At 63.2% G+C, this 17,805-nt stretch carries 25 protein-coding genes; 13 read left to right on the top strand and 12 right to left on the bottom strand.

From position 1 onward, the window contains the following. Positions 1-152: 152 nt before the first annotated feature. Positions 153-941, bottom strand: a complete 789-nt coding sequence (locus tag CVM73_RS25420) for a cobalamin-binding protein (RefSeq protein WP_100234575.1) — start codon at positions 939-941, stop codon at positions 153-155. Between the two features lie 118 nt (positions 942-1,059). On the opposite strand from CVM73_RS25420, the gene CVM73_RS25415 reads away from it, so the two are divergent. Next, positions 1,060-1,458, top strand: coding sequence for a PaaI family thioesterase (locus tag CVM73_RS25415; protein WP_100234574.1), 399 nt, complete (start codon positions 1,060-1,062; stop codon positions 1,456-1,458). A 152-nt stretch (positions 1,459-1,610) separates the two neighbouring features. Further along, complete coding sequence (locus CVM73_RS25410) at positions 1,611-2,216, top strand: GNAT family N-acetyltransferase (RefSeq protein ID WP_100234573.1); 606 nt, start codon at positions 1,611-1,613, stop codon at positions 2,214-2,216. 78 nt (positions 2,217-2,294) lie between these two features. Here CVM73_RS25410 and CVM73_RS25405 read toward each other — a convergent pair whose 3' ends face one another. The 4 genes from CVM73_RS25405 to CVM73_RS25390 form a co-directional block, all read right to left on the bottom strand. Further along, on the bottom strand, positions 2,295-2,600 hold the full coding sequence (locus CVM73_RS25405; RefSeq protein WP_100234572.1) for a hypothetical protein: 306 nt from the start codon (positions 2,598-2,600) through the stop codon (positions 2,295-2,297). Between the two features lie 95 nt (positions 2,601-2,695). Then, a complete protein-coding gene (locus tag CVM73_RS25400) occupies positions 2,696-3,382 on the bottom strand; it encodes a DUF2161 domain-containing phosphodiesterase (RefSeq protein WP_100234571.1) in 687 nt (228 codons plus the stop codon). A 96-nt stretch (positions 3,383-3,478) separates the two neighbouring features. Continuing rightward, positions 3,479-4,159, bottom strand: a complete 681-nt coding sequence (locus CVM73_RS25395) for an SDR family oxidoreductase (RefSeq protein WP_100234610.1) — start codon at positions 4,157-4,159, stop codon at positions 3,479-3,481. Between the two features lie 23 nt (positions 4,160-4,182). Beyond that, positions 4,183-4,926 carry a tyrosine-protein phosphatase gene (locus CVM73_RS25390; RefSeq protein WP_100234570.1) on the bottom strand — a complete coding sequence of 248 codons (744 nt, stop codon included), beginning with the start codon at positions 4,924-4,926 and terminating at the stop codon, positions 4,183-4,185. Between the two features lie 69 nt (positions 4,927-4,995). Here CVM73_RS25390 and CVM73_RS25385 point away from each other — a divergent pair, with 69 nt between their 5' ends. After that, the gene (locus CVM73_RS25385; RefSeq protein WP_100234569.1) at positions 4,996-5,307 is read left to right on the top strand and encodes an MliC family protein; all 312 of its coding nucleotides are present in this window, start codon (positions 4,996-4,998) and stop codon (positions 5,305-5,307) included. A 113-nt stretch (positions 5,308-5,420) separates the two neighbouring features. Here CVM73_RS25385 and CVM73_RS25380 read toward each other — a convergent pair whose 3' ends face one another. After that, entirely contained in the window at positions 5,421-5,624 is a 204-nt protein-coding gene (locus CVM73_RS25380; protein ID WP_100234568.1) for a DUF2735 domain-containing protein, read from the bottom strand. Between CVM73_RS25380 and CVM73_RS39810 the strand changes: the two genes are divergently transcribed. The 7 genes from CVM73_RS39810 to CVM73_RS25345 all read left to right on the top strand — a co-directional run bounded on the left by CVM73_RS39810 (position 5,614) and on the right by CVM73_RS25345 (position 10,853). Next, positions 5,614-5,982 (top strand): hypothetical protein, encoded by a 369-nt coding sequence (locus tag CVM73_RS39810; protein ID WP_158237607.1) that lies wholly within the window; start codon positions 5,614-5,616, stop codon positions 5,980-5,982. The genes CVM73_RS25380 and CVM73_RS39810 overlap by 11 nt on opposite strands. A gap of 182 nt (positions 5,983-6,164) precedes the next feature. Beyond that, on the top strand, positions 6,165-7,199 hold the full coding sequence (locus CVM73_RS25370; RefSeq protein ID WP_100234567.1) for a glutamine synthetase beta-grasp domain-containing protein: 1,035 nt from the start codon (positions 6,165-6,167) through the stop codon (positions 7,197-7,199). Positions 7,200-7,383: 184 nt separating this feature from the next. Next, a complete protein-coding gene (locus CVM73_RS25365; RefSeq protein ID WP_100234566.1) occupies positions 7,384-8,085 on the top strand; it encodes a GrlR family regulatory protein in 702 nt (233 codons plus the stop codon). An 18-nt stretch (positions 8,086-8,103) separates the two neighbouring features. Then, positions 8,104-8,814, top strand: a complete 711-nt coding sequence (locus tag CVM73_RS25360) for a substrate-binding domain-containing protein (protein ID WP_100234565.1) — start codon at positions 8,104-8,106, stop codon at positions 8,812-8,814. Positions 8,815-8,819: 5 nt separating this feature from the next. Next, complete coding sequence (locus CVM73_RS25355; RefSeq protein ID WP_167407051.1) at positions 8,820-9,641, top strand: tetratricopeptide repeat protein; 822 nt, start codon at positions 8,820-8,822, stop codon at positions 9,639-9,641. A 101-nt stretch (positions 9,642-9,742) separates the two neighbouring features. After that, positions 9,743-9,892, top strand: coding sequence for a hypothetical protein (locus CVM73_RS25350; RefSeq protein WP_007591825.1), 150 nt, complete (start codon positions 9,743-9,745; stop codon positions 9,890-9,892). Between the two features lie 256 nt (positions 9,893-10,148). Then, positions 10,149-10,853: a hypothetical protein gene (locus CVM73_RS25345; protein ID WP_100234563.1), complete on the top strand. Its 705-nt coding sequence runs from the start codon at positions 10,149-10,151 to the stop codon at positions 10,851-10,853. Between the two features lie 112 nt (positions 10,854-10,965). Here the strand turns inward: CVM73_RS25345 and CVM73_RS25340 are convergent, their stop codons facing one another. Then, complete coding sequence (locus CVM73_RS25340; RefSeq protein ID WP_100234562.1) at positions 10,966-11,952, bottom strand: ABC transporter substrate-binding protein; 987 nt, start codon at positions 11,950-11,952, stop codon at positions 10,966-10,968. A 210-nt stretch (positions 11,953-12,162) separates the two neighbouring features. After that, positions 12,163-13,020: an ABC transporter substrate-binding protein gene (locus CVM73_RS25335; RefSeq protein ID WP_245452426.1), complete on the bottom strand. Its 858-nt coding sequence runs from the start codon at positions 13,018-13,020 to the stop codon at positions 12,163-12,165. A gap of 307 nt (positions 13,021-13,327) precedes the next feature. Here CVM73_RS25335 and CVM73_RS39805 point away from each other — a divergent pair, with 307 nt between their 5' ends. Next, the gene (locus tag CVM73_RS39805) at positions 13,328-13,471 is read left to right on the top strand and encodes a hypothetical protein (RefSeq protein WP_158237606.1); all 144 of its coding nucleotides are present in this window, start codon (positions 13,328-13,330) and stop codon (positions 13,469-13,471) included. A gap of 109 nt (positions 13,472-13,580) precedes the next feature. Next, positions 13,581-14,168, top strand: coding sequence for a hypothetical protein (locus tag CVM73_RS25330; RefSeq protein ID WP_208639244.1), 588 nt, complete (start codon positions 13,581-13,583; stop codon positions 14,166-14,168). Positions 14,169-14,220: 52 nt separating this feature from the next. Here CVM73_RS25330 and CVM73_RS25325 read toward each other — a convergent pair whose 3' ends face one another. From CVM73_RS25325 to CVM73_RS25310, 4 genes are all read right to left on the bottom strand, one after another. Further along, entirely contained in the window at positions 14,221-14,574 is a 354-nt protein-coding gene (locus CVM73_RS25325; protein WP_100234560.1) for a DsrE/DsrF/TusD sulfur relay family protein, read from the bottom strand. 49 nt (positions 14,575-14,623) lie between these two features. Further along, entirely contained in the window at positions 14,624-14,842 is a 219-nt protein-coding gene (locus tag CVM73_RS40730; RefSeq protein ID WP_208639243.1) for an SHOCT domain-containing protein, read from the bottom strand. 168 nt (positions 14,843-15,010) lie between these two features. After that, positions 15,011-16,297, bottom strand: a complete 1,287-nt coding sequence (locus tag CVM73_RS25315; protein WP_100234559.1) for an MFS transporter — start codon at positions 16,295-16,297, stop codon at positions 15,011-15,013. A 4-nt stretch (positions 16,298-16,301) separates the two neighbouring features. Beyond that, the gene (locus CVM73_RS25310; protein WP_100234558.1) at positions 16,302-17,042 is read right to left on the bottom strand and encodes an MBL fold metallo-hydrolase; all 741 of its coding nucleotides are present in this window, start codon (positions 17,040-17,042) and stop codon (positions 16,302-16,304) included. Positions 17,043-17,116: 74 nt separating this feature from the next. On the opposite strand from CVM73_RS25310, the gene CVM73_RS25305 reads away from it, so the two are divergent. Then, a complete protein-coding gene (locus tag CVM73_RS25305; RefSeq protein WP_100234557.1) occupies positions 17,117-17,785 on the top strand; it encodes an ArsR/SmtB family transcription factor in 669 nt (222 codons plus the stop codon). Positions 17,786-17,805: the final 20 nt, after the last annotated feature.

Here is a 17,805-nt window from a genome sequence, read left to right as displayed (position 1 = left end):
CTCGTGCCCCGGACGCAGCACAGCGCTTCTTAGCGTTGCGCTGCAGAGCCGGGGCCCATGCTGCATCGAAGTCCGTCGCGATATGGGGCCCGGCTCTGCGCAACAACGCTGAGGCGTTGCAGCGCGTCCGGGACACGAGAGTTGCGGTCGGCTCATAGGCGCTCGCCCCACAAGGCCGTCACGATCGCATCGAGCCCATCCGTCAGCGCCGCCGGCCCGGGCTGGAGAATGATCGACGACTTGATCTCGACGATGCGGTCGTCGCGCACGGCGGGGATATTGCTCCAGCCATCGCGCTGGCGGATGCGGGCAGGCACGACTTTCTTGCCGCACCAGGAGGCGAGGATCACATCGGGCGCCGCGTCCCGTACCATCTCCGCCGAGACGATCCGGTCCTTCGCCGCCTGCCGCGCCTGCAGTTCCGGAAACACGTCCGTGCCGCCGGCAATCTCGATCAGCTCGGACACCCATCCGATGCCCGAGATCAGCGGATCGTCCCATTCCTCGAAGTAGACCTTTGGTCGCGGCGAGGGGCGGGACGTTGCTGCGATCGCATCGAGGCGCCGCTCAAAATTTTGCGCGAGATCCTCCGCGCCCGCGGCCGCGTCGACCAGCGCACCGAGGGTCCGGATCATCGCAAGAATCCCGGCGATGTCGCGTTGGTTGAAGACATGGACGTCGATGCCGGCGCGGATGAGATCGGCGACGATGCCGGCCTGGAGATCGGAGAAGGCCAGTACAAGGTCAGGTTCCAATGCCAGAATCTTCGGGATGTCCGCGGAGACGAAGGCTGACACCCGCGGCTTCTCGCGTCGCACCTGCGGCGGGCGGACGGCGTAGCCGGAGACACCGACGATGCGGTCCTGCTCGCCGAGCAGATAGAGCGTTTCGACCGTCTCTTCGGTCAGGCAGACGATGCGGCGGGGCGGGAAGTGGCGCATGCGAGGAGCCTATGCACAATGTCTGCGTCGATGTCAGCCCATCCATTACCTCGGACGTCATTGCTTTGCGGCGCGAAGCAATTCACCCTGCAAACACAAGATATTGGGAGGATATCCGATGACGCCGCTCGAGAAACTTAAAGCGATGAAAATGCCGTTCGCCGAGCTCAAGGGCGTCGAATTCGTCGAAGCCGAGAAGGACCGCGTGGTGGCGCGGATGACGGTCCGGCCCGATCTCTGCACGCTTCACCACACCATCCATGGCGGGGCGGTGATGGCGCTAGCCGATTCCGTCGGCGCAGCGGCGACCGTGATCAACCTGCCCGAGGACGCCAAGGGCACGACCACGCTGGAGAGCAAAACCAACTTCATCGGCGGGGCCAAGGAGGGAACCACTGTCATCGCCACGGCCACTCCGGTCCATCGCGGCCGGCGGACCCAGATCTGGACCACCCGGCTGGAAACCGAGGACGGCAGGCTGGTCGCCGTGGTGACCCAGACGCAGCTGGTCCTGTAAGCCTACGGGATATTGATTTCATTAACGAATTGGTCGCTTCCGCTGCCTCTAACTTGGGCAGGTCTCCGGCTTGAAAATCATGATGCGATGCACAATATAGGGGGCCTAGGGATTCGAACGCCTCCTCGAGGGACACCAAGAGGAGTTCTGACGTGGTACTTGAAGAGACCGTCCGCACCGCCTCGGGCTATGTGCGGACCCTGATCCAGCAGGAAGAATTGCCGCTTCTGGGCGATCACCTGCTGAGGCTCGATGCCGCAAGCCGGCACGACCGCTTCAACGGCTTTCTCGACGACAGCTTCATCGAGCGCTACGCCGCCCGCTGCGCCGAGGATGGCACCGTGATCGTTGCCTATATCGTCGATGGTGTGGTTCGCGGCGCGGCCGAGCTGCATCCGCCGGAAGATGATTCCTTGCCCGAGGTCGCCTTCAGCGTGGAAGCTTCCGCGCGCCGCCAGGGTGTCGGCACCGTGCTGTTTCGCCGCCTGATCGCGGAGGCGCGCTGGAAAGGCTACAAGCAGCTGCGCATCACGACGGGTGCCGAGAATCACGCGATGCGGGCGCTCGCCCGGAAGTTCGGGGCACATCTGGCTTTCCGCCACGGCGAATCGACCGGGACGATCGACCTCGCCAAGACGCCTGAGGCCGAGCTCGCCGATCTCGCGGCCTCGCCCTTCACGGCCGGGCGCGCTCTTCTCAGCTTCAACAGCACTTGCTGGAAGCTGATCTCAAGCATGTACGGCAATCGCGCCGCGTAGCCCAAATCGCGCACGGGAATCAAAAAGCGGACCGGCAAAACCGGTCCGCTTTCGTATTCCGGGTGGCGAAATGAACGCTCAGGTGCCGGTGCGCTTGTCGTTGCCGAAACGGCGGACGACGCGGCGTTCGACCACGACGGAGCGCTGCGAGCCTTGTTCGCCGGCGATCACCCGCGTGGCCGTGATGCGGCTGTTGGCGCGGGCCTGCTTCTTCACCTCGGCTTGCACGATCTCGAGCGGCATCCCCATCAGGGCTGCGGCGATTTCGGCCTGCTGCGCTTGGTCGTCGGTGATGCCGACGGCAGCGAAGATCGCCTCGTCCAACGTGGGCGGATCGTGGCGCACGCGCCGCGTGCCATATTTGGTATTCCAGTCTGCGCTCATAACGGCCTCGTTTTGATGCCGGGATACCTAGTGCCGTGAATGTTGCATTGCAATATGTAATTGGTGTGGCAGCTCAGCTATGCACCGGTCGGGTGTCATGGCGGTGACGCAGCACCTGCGCCGACCTCCACCCGCTGCTGAGGCCAGCGTTTCAGGGCAGCGTGTCCGGCTTCGGTGAGCCGGTAGATTCCCCGTTCAGCGCGCTCGAACCAGCCATACACATTGTTAAGCAAGATCTTGCCGGCATCGGGACAGCGCACACGCAGCTCGCGTACGGGCCGCGGACCTGTCGCGAGCTCTGATGCGCAGGCCAGCGCCTGCTGCCGGTAGGCTGTCATGATCGGTGCGCGGGTGCTGCCGCCGAGCACCGGATCGCCTTGGCGCCGCTGATGCTCGGCGACGAGGCGCGAGCGCACCTTCGGCTCGCGGCGCGGCGCCGCCGTCGGCGGCTTCACCAGCACCTCGACCTCGCCGCGATCGGTCACCCCAAGCATGCCGAAGCCGAGGCGGCGGCAGAGATTGCGATAGCGCGCATCGCTCTCGCGTCCCTTGCCGCGCGCTGACATCTTCGCCGCGATCCAGACCTCGTCGCCGGCCGGCGCGCGATCGACCGCCTGCAGGATCAGCTCGAGATTGAAGGCGAGCTTGAGCTCGCCGATCACCACGACCGGTGGATCGCCGGCGCTGAGGCCGACGAGATCGCAGCCGCTGATCTCGCCCTTGACCGTGAAGCCGAGCTCTTCGAGGAAGCGTTTGACGGGCAGGTAGAGCGCGGTTTCCACAGGTGGTCCGATCGAAGAATCAGTTGCGAGCAGTCTAGAGCCTTCTCGGCTCCAATTGAATCCGAGCCGCGCCCGGACGTTTCGATCTGAACGCGGCTACACCCGCCCGCCGACCGGGATCAGCGCGCCGGTGACGCCGCTGGCGGCATCGCTGGCGAGGAACAGGATCACCTCCGCGAGCTCCTGCGGCGTCACCCATTTGGAAAAATCCGCCTTCGGCATGTCGGCGCGGTTGGCCTTCGTGTCGATGATCGAGGGCAGCACCGCGTTCACGGTGACCTTGCCCTTCCACTCGTTGGCGAGCGCTTCGGTGAGGCGATGAACGCCGGCTTTCGAGGCGGCATAGGGGCCCATGCCGCTGCCGGCCTGGAGCGCGCCCATTGCGCCGATATTGATGATGCGGCCAGCCTTGGATGCGATGAGGTGCGGCAGCGCCGCGCGCGAGGCGTTGAGCGCGGTGAGGACATTCAGCGCATGCATGCGCTGCCAGGTCTTGATGTCGCCGTCGCCGACGGCCTCGAAGGCGAAGCCGCCCGCGATGTTGATCAGCGCGTCGAGCCGGCCGAAATGTTTTGCCGCCGTCTCGACGGCCGTCTTCGCCTGCGCCGCGTCGGACAGGTCGACGTCGCCGATCTCGATGCTTTCAGGCCTTGCGGGACTCCGCGAAGGCGCGTGATCGATGCCGGCAACGCGCGCGCCGCGCGCCTGTGCGGTCTCCGTAACCACTTTGCCAAGCGCACCGAATGCGCCGGTCACGATCAGGACCTTGTCTTGCATCATCGTTCTCCCGGCGCGTTGGCCTATGATTGCAGATAACGCGCCTTCAATGCGGTCCGCTCGGCCGTGCCGAGCTTGAGCCCATCGCGCAGATAGGTTTCGAGATCGCCATAGTCGCGGCCCACGGCTTCGAAGGCGGCCGCCAGGTACGAGGCCTCGACGCTGCCGATCGCGTCGAGAACGTCGGCGGGAAGATCGGCGGCGTTCGACGGGTCGCGCTTGTAGTGCTGGTTGGTCAAAAGATAATCCTCGGCAATGACGTCGTCGCCGACGCCCAGCGCATGCAGGATCAGCGCGCTGGCAAAGCCGGTGCGATCCTTGCCGGCGGTGCAGTGGATCACGAGCGGCGCGCGGTCTTCGAGCAGATGGCTGAACAGCGCGCGAAAGCTATGCGTGTTGTGGCGGACATAGTTGCGATAGGACTCGCGCATGAGCTCCAGCGCCACCGGCGCGGTCAGCGTGCCCCGGGCGAGTTCGGCGCGCAGCGCGGCGACGACGGTTGGCTCGATCGGCAGCGAGTGCACCGTAATCTCATTCACGACGCAGACGCCGGCCGCGCGCTCCTCCAGCCCACGGAAATCGAACGCGCTTCTGACGCCCAGCGCGCGGACGATCTCGACATCGGCAGCGGTGAGCTGGCCGAGATGATTGGAGCGGAAGATGTGCCGCCAGCGCGTGGTGCGGCCATCGGTGGTCGGATAGCCGCCGAGATCGCGAAAATTGCTGGCGCCTTGCAAGGCGAGATGGCGAACATGGGAGTCTGACATGGGATCGGCTTGGGTTATGGTTGCACTGGATGCGCTGCGGCGTCCTTCAGGCCATTACAGGGGGCGATCATGGGCCGACACAAGGCCATTGTTTTGGCGATCGCCATGCTGGCGGGCGGAATTGGCTACACGCGGCAGGCGGATGCGCAAACGTTCCAGACCTATCGCTGTGCCGATGGTACCCAGTTCATCGTGGGATTTTATGACTACGACAAGCGCGCCTTCCTCCAGATCGACGGCGACCCCGTCACACTCGCCCAGCGACCGGCGGTCTCTGGTGCGCGCTATTCAGGGGCGGGTATCACGCTCGTTATCGGCAAGACCGGAGCGACCACGGTCAAGCATCTGAAGCGGCCGGTCACGGCCTGCGCGGTGATCTGAACGGCGTGGCTCGCGAAGGAATCAAAAAGGGCCGAAACAACGTTGTTTCGGCCCTTTTCGAACTGCCGCCGGGCGACTGCGAGAGCGCTGCGGTTTCAAACCAGCTACAGGCATCAGCGATCCCATTTCGGCTTGGCTTCGTCGACCGCATCCTGGTGATACCAGCTGTCGCTGCAGATCGACACGTTCGCAGGCAGCGAAGCGTGATCGGCGGGAAGGCGGGTCTCGCCGTAGCGGCGTCCGGCGAGGGCCGCGCGGCCGCCGACGGGGAATTGGTAGATCTTCGCAGATCCGTGACTCAGACCATTGTTCATCATTGCGATTCTCCTTGGTCGAAGCGCCTTGGCCTCCATGGTGCGCCCGACTCGTTCGATTGTGGTTACTGGAATTTCCATATCGGCCGCTCATCCCGGATTGGAAAGTGCTGAAAAGGAAATCAGTTTCCGCCCAATTTGTAGGCAGGTGGCCTTCTGCATCCTCCAAGGCACGCTGCCGCTGACCAACGCATGGGACATTCCGAAGGTTGCCGGGGAGGGGTGGGAGAGTTTGCGAAAGTTGCCGGACGTTGATGCGCGTTTCATCGGCAACGACCGGGGCGCCGTCCGCTGCTTCAGAATCGGGCATTTTCCGCAGGATTTTTGCGGTGCAGCTTCACGTGAAGGTGCGCTTCTATGACGCACGGTGACGTGGGTAGCTCGTCCGTGGCGAGGAGGAGCCGGCCGCGGTGGAAAACCGCCCGTACTGCGGCCTTTTGGCACGTAAAATGCTTGGGAACGGCCGGCCGATGATGGCCGGGTACAAAACGTGCGGGGGCCTCCCGGGCCCCCAACCTTTCGCATCATCTACAGAGAGGCTCAATGACCAAGTACAAGCTCGAGTACATCTGGCTCGACGGATATACGCCGACTCCGAATTTGCGCGGCAAAACTCAGATCAAGGAATTCGCGTCGTTCCCGACGCTCGAGCAGCTTCCGCTCTGGGGCTTCGATGGCTCCTCCACCCAGCAGGCCGAAGGCCACAGCTCCGATTGCGTGCTGAAGCCGGTCGCGGTGTTCCCGGACGGTGCGCGCACCAACGGCGTGCTGGTGATGTGCGAAGTCATGATGCCCGACGGCAAGACCCCGCATCCGTCCAACAAGCGCGCCACCATCCTCGACGACGCCGGTGCCTGGTTCGGCTTCGAGCAGGAATACTTCTTCTACAAGGACGGCCGTCCGCTCGGCTTCCCGACCGCCGGCTATCCGGCGCCGCAGGGCCCGTACTATACCGGCGTCGGCTTCTCGAACGTCGGCGATGTCGCCCGCAAGATCGTCGAGGAGCATCTCGACCTCTGCCTCGCGGCCGGCATCAACCATGAGGGCATCAACGCGGAAGTCGCCAAGGGCCAGTGGGAATTCCAGATCTTCGGCAAGGGCTCCAAGACCGCTGCCGACCAGATGTGGATGGCCCGTTACCTGATGCTGCGCCTCACCGAGAAGTACGGCATCGACATCGAATTCCACTGCAAGCCGCTCGGCGACACCGACTGGAACGGCTCGGGCATGCACGCCAACTTCTCGACCGCCTATATGCGCGAAGTCGGCGGCAAGGAGTATTTCGAGGCGCTGATGGCCGCCTTCGAGAAGAACCTGATGGACCACATCGCCGTCTACGGCCCGGACAACGACAAGCGTCTGACCGGTAAGCACGAGACCGCGCCGTGGAATAAGTTCAGCTATGGCGTTGCCGATCGTGGCGCCTCGATCCGCGTTCCGCACTCCTTCGTCAACAACGGCTACAAGGGCTATCTGGAAGACCGCCGCCCGAACTCGCAAGGCGATCCCTACCAGATCGCTTCGCAGATCCTGAAGACGATCGCGTCCGTGCCGACCGACAAGAAGGCCGCGGCCTAAGATCCTCCCGGCCCGGGCTGGGGGGCTGGCCCGGGTTGGTGCTCAATCCGCCGGAGCGAAGGCTCCGGCGGATTTTTGCATTTCGCTCCCGTGCCTGCCGACCGCGGCGCCGCGAAACCTGTCCATTGCCGCCGAAAGCGGGATAGAGTGCTCCAGGATACGCGCAGGGCCGGGGACACGGCTGGTGTTTGAAGGCTTCTACAAGGTGAGATTTCAGCTCGGCGATGCCGTCGGCCGCAGCGTGATGCATGCCGGCAATGGCAAGATGCTCGGCGGCAATTCTGCCTTCGCCCATATCGGCACCTACGACAAGACCGACAGCGGCGTCGACGTCGTGATCAAGACCGTCCGCCACAACCCCGATCCGAACTACCGCGCCATGGCCGGCACCGACGATGCGACCTTGATCGCGAAGGGCTGGGCGGATGGCGATCTCTATCGCTTCAAGGGCGAACTGAAAGAACTGCCGGGCGTGCCCTTCCGGTCGCTGATGACGCCCATCACCGAAGACGAGGTGCCGATCGCCGGCGGCGTCGGCGAGGCCGGTATCGCCGACGGACTCTACTCGATCCATCTGCGCATGCTCGACGGTCTCGATGGCGGGCTCACCGGCGTGATGCTGCTGAACCAGGGCCGCATCCTCGGCGGCGATGCGGCGTTCTACTATCTCGGCAGCTACACCGCCGCGAAGGGCCGCTGGAAGGGCCAGATTCTCAACCAGGAGCACACGCCGGCCAAGGACGATCCGATCTTCGGCGGCCACGAGGTCGGCATCGGCTTCTCCGGCAGCTATGACGCGGAGCAGGCGGTGCTGGAGGCAACGGCGCTTGCCGGCAGGCGCAGCCTGCGCCTGACCGCCGCACTCAAGCTGATGCACCGCGCCTGATCGCGCCAGGACCTGCTCATGGAAAACGTTCGCATTCTCTCGACGCTCGGCCTGATGGGCGCGATGCGCAGCCTGTCCTCCGCCTTCGAGGCCATCAGCGGCATCCATGTCGACGCCGATTTCGCCCCGACCCTGGCGCTGCTCAAGCGGTTGCGCGACGGTGAAGCCGCCGATCTCGTCATCCTCACCCGCGAGGGGCTCGACGAGATGATCGGCGAGGGGCGCGTGGCTGCCGGCAGCGCAGCTGATCTCGCGCGCTCCTTCGTCGGCATCGCCGTGCGGGCAGGGCAGGTGCATCCCGACATCGGCAGTGAAGCCGCGCTGCGCCAGGCGTTGCTCGCGGCGCGGTCCGTCGCCTATTCGCGGCTTGGTGCGAGCGGCGTGTACTTCGCCCAGCTGATCGTGCGGATGGGCATCGCGACCGAGATCAACGCCAAGGCCACCATCGTCGAGCAGGGATTTACCGCGGAGCGGCTCGTGACCGGCGAGGCGGACCTCGCCGTGCAGCAGGTCAGCGAGCTGAAGCAGGTCGGCGGCATCGAGGTGGTCGGTCCGATCCCGCACGCGCTGCAGACGCCGGCCGTGTTCTCCGCCGGCCGCATGGCGAACGCGAAACATGCCGGCGCCGCGGATCGGTTGCTGCGCTATCTGGCGTCACCCGAGGTCGCCCCCGTCCTGCGCCAGTCGGGACTTGAGCCTCGAATTTGCCGAGGCGGAGACGCAACGTGACGACCATGCGGACTTACCTCCTTGCCATGCTCTTCGCGCTCGCCGTGCCCCTGACGGCGCAGGCGCAATCGGCCGATCTCGTCCTGTGCGACCGGGTCGCCGCCGATCCCAGCGATCCCGACAAGCCGGCCGACGTGAAGGGCGTGACGGAGATCGCGTCCTCCGACATCGCAACCGCTATCAAGTTCTGCAAGCAGGCCGCGCCATCGTCGCGGCGCGCGATGTTCGCGCTCGGCCGCGCCTATGCGGCAAACAGGCAATCAGGCGAGGCGATCGCCGCCTGGCGCAAGGCCGCCGACAAGGGATCGAGCGCGGCCATGGTCGAGCTCGGCGTCGCCTTTGCCACCGGCTCCGGTGTTGCCAAAGACGAAGCGCAGGCGCGAAAGCTGTTCGAGAAGGCGGCGCAGGCCGGCAACCCCCGTGGCGTCAGCAATCTCGCCGCGCTCGGCGGCGCAGGCGGCGCCGCGCCGGCCGATCCCGCGCAGGCGCGCGCGCTGCTCGGCAAGGCCGCCGAGACCAACGCGGAAGCGCAGTACCAGCTCGGCCTGATGCTGTCCGAAGGTGCGGGCGGTGCCAAGGACGACGTCGCGGCGCGCGCGATGTTCGAGAAGGCGGCAGCACAAAACCATCCCGGCGCGCTGGAGCGGATGGGCGCCTTCGCGCAGGAAGGCCGCGGCGGTGCAAAGGACAAGGACGCCGCGAAAGCCTATTACGAGCGTGCCGCCGCGCTCGGCGATGAGGACGCCAAGAAGGCGCTGGAGCGCATTCGCTGTCCCTATGCGATCAAGGACAAGCAGGGCAAGCTGGTCACCACGCTGTGCTTCTGAAGGCCATCGCGATCGCGCGGCGCTTCACGAACAGAGCCACGATTTGACGGAACCCGGCTCGCGCGTCCGCCGTTGACATCCAGACGAAATGGAGCGCGATCATGATCCGCAAACTGGCATCGGGCGAATACCGCCTCTATTCACGCAAGGTGAATCCGAAGACCGGCAAGCGCCGTAACCTCGGGACCTTCAGGAGCCGTGCGGCCGCCGAGAAGCATGAGCGCGAGGTGCAGTATTTCAAGCGTCACTGACGCTTGGTGAAGGCTCTCCCGGCACGGCAAACAATAAACTCGAAAAACAACCCCATGCACAGTAGCCAAGTCATTGAAATCACTTCTCCTGCGGATTTTACGAAATAGATTTGACCCGTCGGGCAAGACAGGGGTATGGTGACATCATGGTGGCGAGCGTTCCGTGAGCGGTCCTGCACGGAAAAGTCGGTGGCTTCAGCGCGGCGACGATGCTAGGTAGCCCGCAATTCTTTTCCGATTTTGCGGGTTCAGGACGTTGCTCGACGGACTCTACAAGGTTGAATACGGGGTCAACGATGCGTTCGGCCGCAGCATCATGTGCCTGCATGACGGCAAGATGCTGGGTGGGAATTCGGGTTTTGCGCATCTCGGCAGCTATGTCGAGCGCGATGGCGAGATCATCGCCGAGGTCATCACCGAGCGGCATAACCTGGACCCCAGCTACAAGCCGTTGATGGGCGCCGACGTCGCCTCGATCGGGGCGCGCGGCCGGCTGTACGGCAACCAGATCCGTCTTCAGGGCGGCGCGGATACGATGCCGGGCGCCAAATTCTGGGCCAATCTCACGCGGCTCGACGACGAGGGGGTGCCTCCGAGCGGCGCGGTCGGGCCGGGCGGCATCGCCAACGGGCTCTATGGGTTCAAGCTGAGCGCGCTTGATGGCATCGATGCCGGGCTGTCCGGCGTGATGCTGCTGATCGATGGCCGTATCCTCGGGGGCGATGCGTTCTTCTACTATCTCGGCGCCTATTCCTCGGCGGACGGCCGCTGGAAGGGCGAGATGCTGAACCAGGAGCACACGCCGGCGAAAGGCGAGAACCCCGTGTTTGGCGGCCTCGAGGTCGGGATCGGCTTTTCAGGAACCTGCACGGAAGACAGCGGCGAGCTCGAAGGCATCGCGCTCGCCGGCAAGCGCAGCCTGCGGCTGGCGGCCTCGCTCAAGCTGATGCGAAGGGCGTAGGTTACGGTCAATTTCGTCGCGTCTGCTCTGCTCTCAGATGGCGACATTGAAGTCATGCAACTGGACGTCGGCTTTGGGCCAGAAGCGGACCGATGCACTGCAATGGCCCGCACTATTCGATCACCTCGTCAGCGCGGGCGATCAGAGTTGGCGGGACATCGATGCCGAGTTCTTTTGCGGCCCTGAGGTTCAGTACCAACTCGAATTTGGTGGGCTGCTCGACCGGAAGCCCGGCTGGCGCTGCCCCCTTTAGAATTTTGTCAACATACTCCGCCGCCCGACGGTAAATCTGCCTCTGGTCTGGCCCGTAGGAGATCAACCCGCCCACCTCAGAATAAGCTCGTGGTCCATAAATCGCTGGCAACCGAGCCTTGGCCAGAAGTTCAACGATTGCACGCTTGGCACCCAGAAAAACTGGGTCCTCTAGGATTATTATGCTGGCTGCGCCCGACCTACTCGCTCCGTCTATTGCAGCCGCTACCTGATCGACAACCCGTGCTTCAAATACTGTCATCGGTTGATTCAAGGCCGACGCTGCGGACTTCAATTCACGTAGCGCGAGCACGGTGTAGGGCGTATCAGGGTTTGCCAACACCGCGACCAGCTTTTTGCCGGGGACGAGTTCTTCGAGTAACTCCAATCGCTTCGCGGTAATGTCCTTTGCCTGGGCGCTCAAGCCGGTAACGTTTGCGCCCGGTTGATTCAGGCTTGCGACCAAACCAGCACCAACCGGGTCGCCCACCGATGTGAATACGATCGGAATGCTCGTTGTTGCGGCGATTGCCGCCTTTGGCGCAAGTGTTCCAAATCCGGCTATTATAACGTCGGGTGTTGCGCTAACCATCTCCGAGGCCAGCTGCGGCAGGCGCTGGGCATATCCTTCGGCGGAGCGATAATCGACGATGATTGTCTTGCCCGCGTTGTACCCAAGCTCTTGCAGCCTTTGAAAGAAAGGCGCCCCTACAGTCGCATCCTCATTTGGAAGCAGAGCTAAATAGCCAATGCGATACGGCGCCCGTTGAGCTTCCGCTGGGAGAGGGAGCAGCATCGACATAACCGCGGTGCAAACTACAAGAGCGATCATCTTCCGCCGCTTCACGGAACATCCTCCCTCATCACTAGTCGCATCCTAATGCATAAGGATGCTGACGTGAAAGGAGTCTCTGATCGACATTTGCCGAAGTCTGCTTCGGGTCAAAAGGCGAAGAACTCAACCTGAGCAAATCTTGTCCGCCATGCCTCAATAAGCGGACTTCGTGGAGCGATGCCGCCACTTCGCCGAAGGGCCATCAACAGAAGAATGCCTTCCCTACTCGATCACTTCGTCAGCGCGGGCAAGGAGCCCTGCCGGCACAGCCACGCCGAGAGCCTTTGCCGTCTTGAGGTTGACTGCCAACCACAGCTTACTCGGAAATTCGATGGGAAGATCGCCGGGGTGTGCCCCCCTAAGGATCTTGTCTATGAAATAGCCCGCGCGACGGTAGCACCAGCGCAAGTCAACGCCATAGCTCACGAGGCCGCCGTGGGTAACGTGCTCGCGATATCCGAAGACGGTCGGCAGCCGCTTTTCAAGGGCGATGGCGCCGATCTGTTCGCTCATGTTGAGCAGCAGGTTGGTCTGAAGGACAACGGCCACATCGGCTCCTTCGTTCGCGAGCGCAGTGAGCGCAATCGGAACGTCCTGCGCCGTACTGGCACCGGCTTCGACGACGCTGAGGCTCAAAGCCCCACAAGCTGCCCTCAAATCCCCGACTTGAGGCGGACCCTTGGGATCGTCCATGTTGACAAGCAGTCCGACGCGACTTGCCTTCGGCACGATTTCTCGCGCGAGTTCAATTTGCTTGGTCGGCAAACCCGCGATGTAGGGCGCAATGCCCGTTACATTTCCTCCTGGGCGAGCTTCGCTGGCAATCAAGCCGAGATGGACCGCATCGGCTAGCGCGGGGCAGACAATCGGTATTGTAGATGTTGCTTTTCGGGCAGCGACGGCTTCTAGTGTTGCTGGCACAGCGATGACATCGGGTTTGAGCAGAGCCACCATCTCCTCAATCGATGGTACCCGGTCCCGGAGGATGTCCGTTCGCCGACTGATATCGATGTTACGTCCTTGCTCGTAGCCGAACTCCGAGAGGCCCTTAACGAAATTGCCGAGCACCAAGTCTACCATAAATTGGGGGAACTTTACCCCTGGAGGCGCGGCTCCCGCCCATGCGATGAGCGGACGTTTTCGCACAGGCTGCGCCCTTGAGCCTCGACCAAAAAAGGTCGATCCTGCTGCGGCGCCAAAAAGGCCGAGATATCCGATGAGCTCCCGCCGTCGCATGTGTCCCTCCTGTACGGGCCACGCCATTGGCTGCTGAAGTTAGCACCTTCCGGCGGTCTGTGCGGCGATTTAGCAGGCTGTTGCCCGAGGCGCTCGCCGGAGGTTGTCGAAATGGCTGAAAACGGTCCAGCCGCTGCGATCAGCCCGTAGGATGGGTAGAGCACTTGCGAAACCCATCACGCTTGGTGGTCCGACGCTGTCGATGGGTTTCGCTGCGCTCTACCCATCCTACGGGCTCGCCGGCAAGCGCAGCCTGCGGCTGGCGGCCTCGCTCAAGCTGATGCGGCGAGCATAGGGCGTGTGCTCATCAACGTCGGATGTCGGCTTCGTGAGCTGAAGCAGGCTTTACGCGTGGTCCTCGCCCATGTCGGGAAGTGACCCATAGCGGACTAGAGATCGATCTTGTGGTAACTATTGCAGTCCAATTTTGTAAGGCGGGTCAGCTCAAACTTTTGATGCACAAAATTCGCAGCGTTTTCATTTTCCTGTGTCTCGCAGCATTAGCAATCGATCAGCCACGTCCTGCAAGAGCGGCCGACGGTCCCATCACTTACTTCTCGGATGAAGTGCCCCTCGAGTTGCCAAAGTCGAAACTCCTGTCGTCAACGGATCAGATCATTGTGGCCAAGGTGCGGGTTCTGGATCGACCTGCATATCTGCTTCGTCCCGACCAATCCGGGCGTCCCTCGGGGGAAAAGCTGCTGCGCGAGCCCTGGTCAGCTTGGCTACGGGTGCTCGATGTCATTCGTGGCAAACGACCAGAGCGCGAGCGCCTAGATGTTAGTTTCGGTGGAGCGGATGATCTATTGCGCAGCTATGCTCGGGCGCCCACCACACCGCGTCAGCTCGCGCAGGAATATTTTGTAGCGATGTACGAAGACGCCTTCGGATTTCATCTTATCGGGCTTCCTATAAGCACGGAAAAGTATCGCGAGTGGCAGCAAGAGATCACCAGGTTCGAATGGGAGCGGCAGAAGTCGCTTTCAAAATGACGCCAACGGCGATCTATATTCGATTGGCCGGTTTGAGTGAGGAATCCCTGCTTCAAAAGACCAATACCTTGTCGGCAGAAGCGGTTGCCGTCGCGGGTTCGACCATGGTGCTGCGTCTCGCGCTACTGAGTATCTCTGCATCAGTGAGTCCGCGGGCGTCCATGCAAGTGCCGCAAAGCAGGACTTGTCCCTTGCCCGCCACAACGCCCTTCAGCATGCGCCCCACATTGTAGTAGCCATCCGGCGTCTTCTGGCCGGACTTCGCAGCCACTACCGCGTCGGCCATCAAGAACACCGTGACGGTGATCCCTGGATCGCTCTTGGCGAGAGCGAGAGCCAGGCGCAAGCCATTGTAGGTCCGCTCGGTGCCGTAGGGCGGATCGTTCAGTATCAGCAGAATCTGCACGGGGGCGCTTCCTTTTCAACTGAACGAGCTTGGGGTCGAACGCACCGAATTACTCGCCGAGAACGCGCCGCCGGTCCTCGAACTCCACCTTGTCTATCTCGCCGCGCGCGAAACGCTCCTTGAGGATATCGAGCGGCGTGCGTGCGGGCGGCGATTGGTGCGGCTGATAGCTTCCTTGCGTTAGCCCGCCCAGCCAGCGGACAAGAAGGACCACAACGGCAACAAGGACCGCGAGCAACAGGATCATGAACAACGGACCGAAGATCATGGCGTACCATCCTCCGCCCCAGCCCATCATGTGCGGACCTCAGCCGTAGTAGCGTTCAGCGTCTGACGGCGCCTGCGCCCATGCTGTCCCGGGCAGGAGGGAGAGAGCGGCGCCAGCTTGGACCAAGACTTTCTGCATCGGCCTGCTCCAGCATTAAAAAAATCAACTCTACTCCGTCGGTCGGCTCGCTTTTTGCGCGAGATCAATCGAACCCCGTTCCCGCATGGACACCGCTACGACGGCGCCGGAAATGAACGTCAGGGCAGCGATCGAAGTGATCGCCGCTGATAGGCCGAATCTGTCGGCTATGATGCCGGCCGACAGCGCCCCGATCGCGTAGCCGAGATCGCGCCAGAAGCGGTAGACGCTGAGCGAGCGCGCCCGCCAGCTCGGATGCGAGGCATCAGATACGGCGGCGATCAAGCTCGGGTACACCATGGCAGTGCCGAGTCCGAGCAACAGGCTGCCGACGAGCCACCACTCGAAATGACTGGTCGCCCCAGTCAAGAACAAGCCCGCGGCCTGTACCCACATGCCGGCGGCGATCAGGCCCTTGCGGCCCCAGCGGTCGGACAGCGGACCGGTGGCGACCTGGAGGACGCCCCACGTCGCGGGATAGACGGCCTTCAGTATGCCAATCCGATCGACGGCCAGACCGAACGAGGCGAAAAACAGGGGAAAGATGCCCCAGCTCATGCCGTCGTTGAGGTTGTTCACCAGCCCCGCCTGCGACGCGGCGAACAGGTTGCGATCCCTGAACGACGTGAGGACGAAGATCTCCCGGAAGCTGATTGGAGATGCTTGACGCGCATGCGCCGCAGTCTCCAGCCGGACGTGCTCGCGCGTGTCGCGCACCAAGAGGATCGAGAGCGCGGCCCCGAGGATCGCATAGGCTACGCCGAGGTAGATCGGCGCGGGCCGCAGCCCATACTCCGACGCAAGATACCCGGTGAGGTAGGCGGTCACGCCGACCGCGAGATAGCCGGCGAACTCGTTCAGGCCCACGGCCAAGCCGCGCGACTTTGGCCCGACGAGATCGATCTTCATGATCACGGTCATCGACCAGGCAAGGCCCTGGTTGATGCCGAGAAAGGCATTGGCGGCGATCACCCATTCCCAGCTTGGTGCCCAGATGATCATAAACGGCACCGGAAGGCCGACGAGCCACCCGAGGATCAGAATCTGCTTGCGCCCCCACTTGTCGGCGAGCTGGCCGGAGATCAGGTTGGCGCACGCCTTCACGACGCCGAAGCTGACGATGAAGGAGACGACGAGCGTCGTCGAGTCGATCTTGAACTCCTCGGCGCCGATCAGTGGCACGACGGTTCGCTCGATCCCAACCATCCCGCCCACGAAGGCATTGATCAGGACGAGGAGAGCGAACTGCGGCCAGTTTTCCCTGAGGCCCAATCTGACCGAAGGCGACCTTTGCGGGGCAGTTGCCGCTTCGCTCATGGCATCAGGCCGCAGCGGCAGCGACGCCTGAATTGGCGGCTCTGATCTTCGTGGCTTCCGGCGGTGCCGGCGGAATCTCGGCGACCATGAACCGGACAAATTCGGCTTCATCCTCGATCATGAAAGCCTGGTTGTGCCGCTTCTCGAAGCCGATCGTGGACCAGGGCTTGCCGCTCAGCCGGCGGCCGCAGACCGAGCCTGCATAGGCGCCCGGCAGGACCTCGACGTAATCAGGCAAGTCCTTCAGCTTGCGCACGCTGCGGAACAGTTGTCTTGCGCCTTCTTCGGCACTGGCGGCGAGTTCGGTGCGACCGAGATCGCCGACCATCAGAGTGTGGCCGGTCAGGACGAACCAGGGTTCGTCGGCGCGCGTCCGGTCCGTCACAAGAAGACAGATGTGCTCGGGCGTGTGACCTGGCGTGTGAAGAGCCGTCGCCGTGACGTTGCCGAGCGGAAGGACGTCGCCATCGCTAAGTCCTTTGAACGGAAACGATACGCCCGCGTTCGACGAGAGCACGTAGGACGCCCCCGCTGCGTCTGCGAGAGCCCGTCCCGCCGAGAGGTGGTCGGCATGAACATGGGTGTCGACGACGAAGTGAATGCGCATGCCGGCATTGTCGGCGGCTTGCAGATAGGGCTGGATATCGCCGACGGGATCGACGACCGCACCGGTGGCCTTGCCGCCGCAGCCGAAGAGGTAGGAGATGCCGACGGGATCGCGATGCAAGAACTGGCGGAGGATCATGGACTTGCACTCCTCACAAAGAGCGGCTAGATAACATTCAATCGATCTGTTGAATGATATATTCAGGAACTGCCGTGTCAAGTACCGGACCGAAGCACGCGATTTATAAGAATCTTGCCGAGGTGGCGCAGGCGTTGGGCCATGAGCATCGGCTCGAGCTGTTGGAGCACCTCGCCCAGGGGGTGCGCAGCGTCGAGGAGCTATCGGCCCGCGCGCATCTGACGTTCGCTAATACATCCCGCCATCTGCAGGTCCTCAGGCGCGCGCGTCTCGTCGAGACGGAGCGACGGGGCAAACACGTTCTCTATCGCTTGGCCGGCGATGCTGAAGTGGTCGCGCTGACCAAGGCGCTGGGGCGCGTCGGCGAGCGGAACATCGCCGAGATCGGCCGCGTCGTGACCGACTACTTCCGCGCCCGCGATGCGCTTGAACCGGTCTCGCGAGATGATCTGGTCGCGAGATTGCACGACAATCTGGTCACGGTGCTCGATGTCCGCCCCGTAGACGAGTTCGTTCTTGGCCATTTGCCGGGCGCGCTCAACATCCCGCTTGCCGAGCTGGAACGACGCCTCAGCGAACTTCCGAAAGGCCGTGAGGTGATCGCCTACTGCCGTGGCCCTTACTGCGTTCTTTCTTTCGAAGCGGTCGCCGCGCTCCGGACGCGAGGTTACCGCGTCCGCCGGCTCGAGGACGGCTACCCCGAATGGAAAGCCGCCGGCCTGCCGGTCGAATCCCTCGCGTGAAACAAGCCGATCAGGTGCGT

It is taken from the genome of Bradyrhizobium forestalis (assembly GCF_002795245.1).
Classification (GTDB): domain Bacteria; phylum Pseudomonadota; class Alphaproteobacteria; order Rhizobiales; family Xanthobacteraceae; genus Bradyrhizobium; species Bradyrhizobium forestalis.
Note: the sequence above shows the minus strand (reverse complement) of the source record. Positions and strands in the feature narration are given on the sequence as shown.

Excerpts from the sequence above, each read along its gene's own strand:
- CVM73_RS40730 (WP_208639243.1), bottom strand. The coding sequence starts at position 14,842 with ATGATCTTCGGTCCGTTGTTCATGATCCTGTTGCTCGCGGTCCTTGTT.
- CVM73_RS25405 (WP_100234572.1), bottom strand. The coding sequence starts at position 2,600 with ATGAGCGCAGACTGGAATACCAAATATGGCACGCGGCGCGTGCGCCAC.
- CVM73_RS25310 (WP_100234558.1), bottom strand. The coding sequence starts at position 17,042 with ATGATCCTCCGCCAGTTCTTGCATCGCGATCCCGTCGGCATCTCCTAC.
- CVM73_RS25355 (WP_167407051.1), top strand. The coding sequence starts at position 8,820 with ATGCGGACTTACCTCCTTGCCATGCTCTTCGCGCTCGCCGTGCCCCTG.
- CVM73_RS25360 (WP_100234565.1), top strand. The coding sequence starts at position 8,104 with ATGGAAAACGTTCGCATTCTCTCGACGCTCGGCCTGATGGGCGCGATG.
- CVM73_RS25415 (WP_100234574.1), top strand. The coding sequence starts at position 1,060 with ATGACGCCGCTCGAGAAACTTAAAGCGATGAAAATGCCGTTCGCCGAG.
- CVM73_RS25315 (WP_100234559.1), bottom strand. The coding sequence starts at position 16,297 with ATGAGCGAAGCGGCAACTGCCCCGCAAAGGTCGCCTTCGGTCAGATTG.
- CVM73_RS25335 (WP_245452426.1), bottom strand. The coding sequence starts at position 13,020 with ATGGTAGACTTGGTGCTCGGCAATTTCGTTAAGGGCCTCTCGGAGTTC.
- CVM73_RS25350 (WP_007591825.1), top strand. The coding sequence starts at position 9,743 with ATGATCCGCAAACTGGCATCGGGCGAATACCGCCTCTATTCACGCAAG.
- CVM73_RS25390 (WP_100234570.1), bottom strand. The coding sequence starts at position 4,926 with ATGTCAGACTCCCATGTTCGCCATCTCGCCTTGCAAGGCGCCAGCAAT.
- CVM73_RS25385 (WP_100234569.1), top strand. The coding sequence starts at position 4,996 with ATGGGCCGACACAAGGCCATTGTTTTGGCGATCGCCATGCTGGCGGGC.
- CVM73_RS25420 (WP_100234575.1), bottom strand. The coding sequence starts at position 941 with ATGCGCCACTTCCCGCCCCGCCGCATCGTCTGCCTGACCGAAGAGACG.
- CVM73_RS39805 (WP_158237606.1), top strand. The coding sequence starts at position 13,328 with ATGGGTAGAGCACTTGCGAAACCCATCACGCTTGGTGGTCCGACGCTG.
- CVM73_RS25370 (WP_100234567.1), top strand. The coding sequence starts at position 6,165 with ATGACCAAGTACAAGCTCGAGTACATCTGGCTCGACGGATATACGCCG.
- CVM73_RS25395 (WP_100234610.1), bottom strand. The coding sequence starts at position 4,159 with ATGCAAGACAAGGTCCTGATCGTGACCGGCGCATTCGGTGCGCTTGGC.
- CVM73_RS25380 (WP_100234568.1), bottom strand. The coding sequence starts at position 5,624 with ATGATGAACAATGGTCTGAGTCACGGATCTGCGAAGATCTACCAATTC.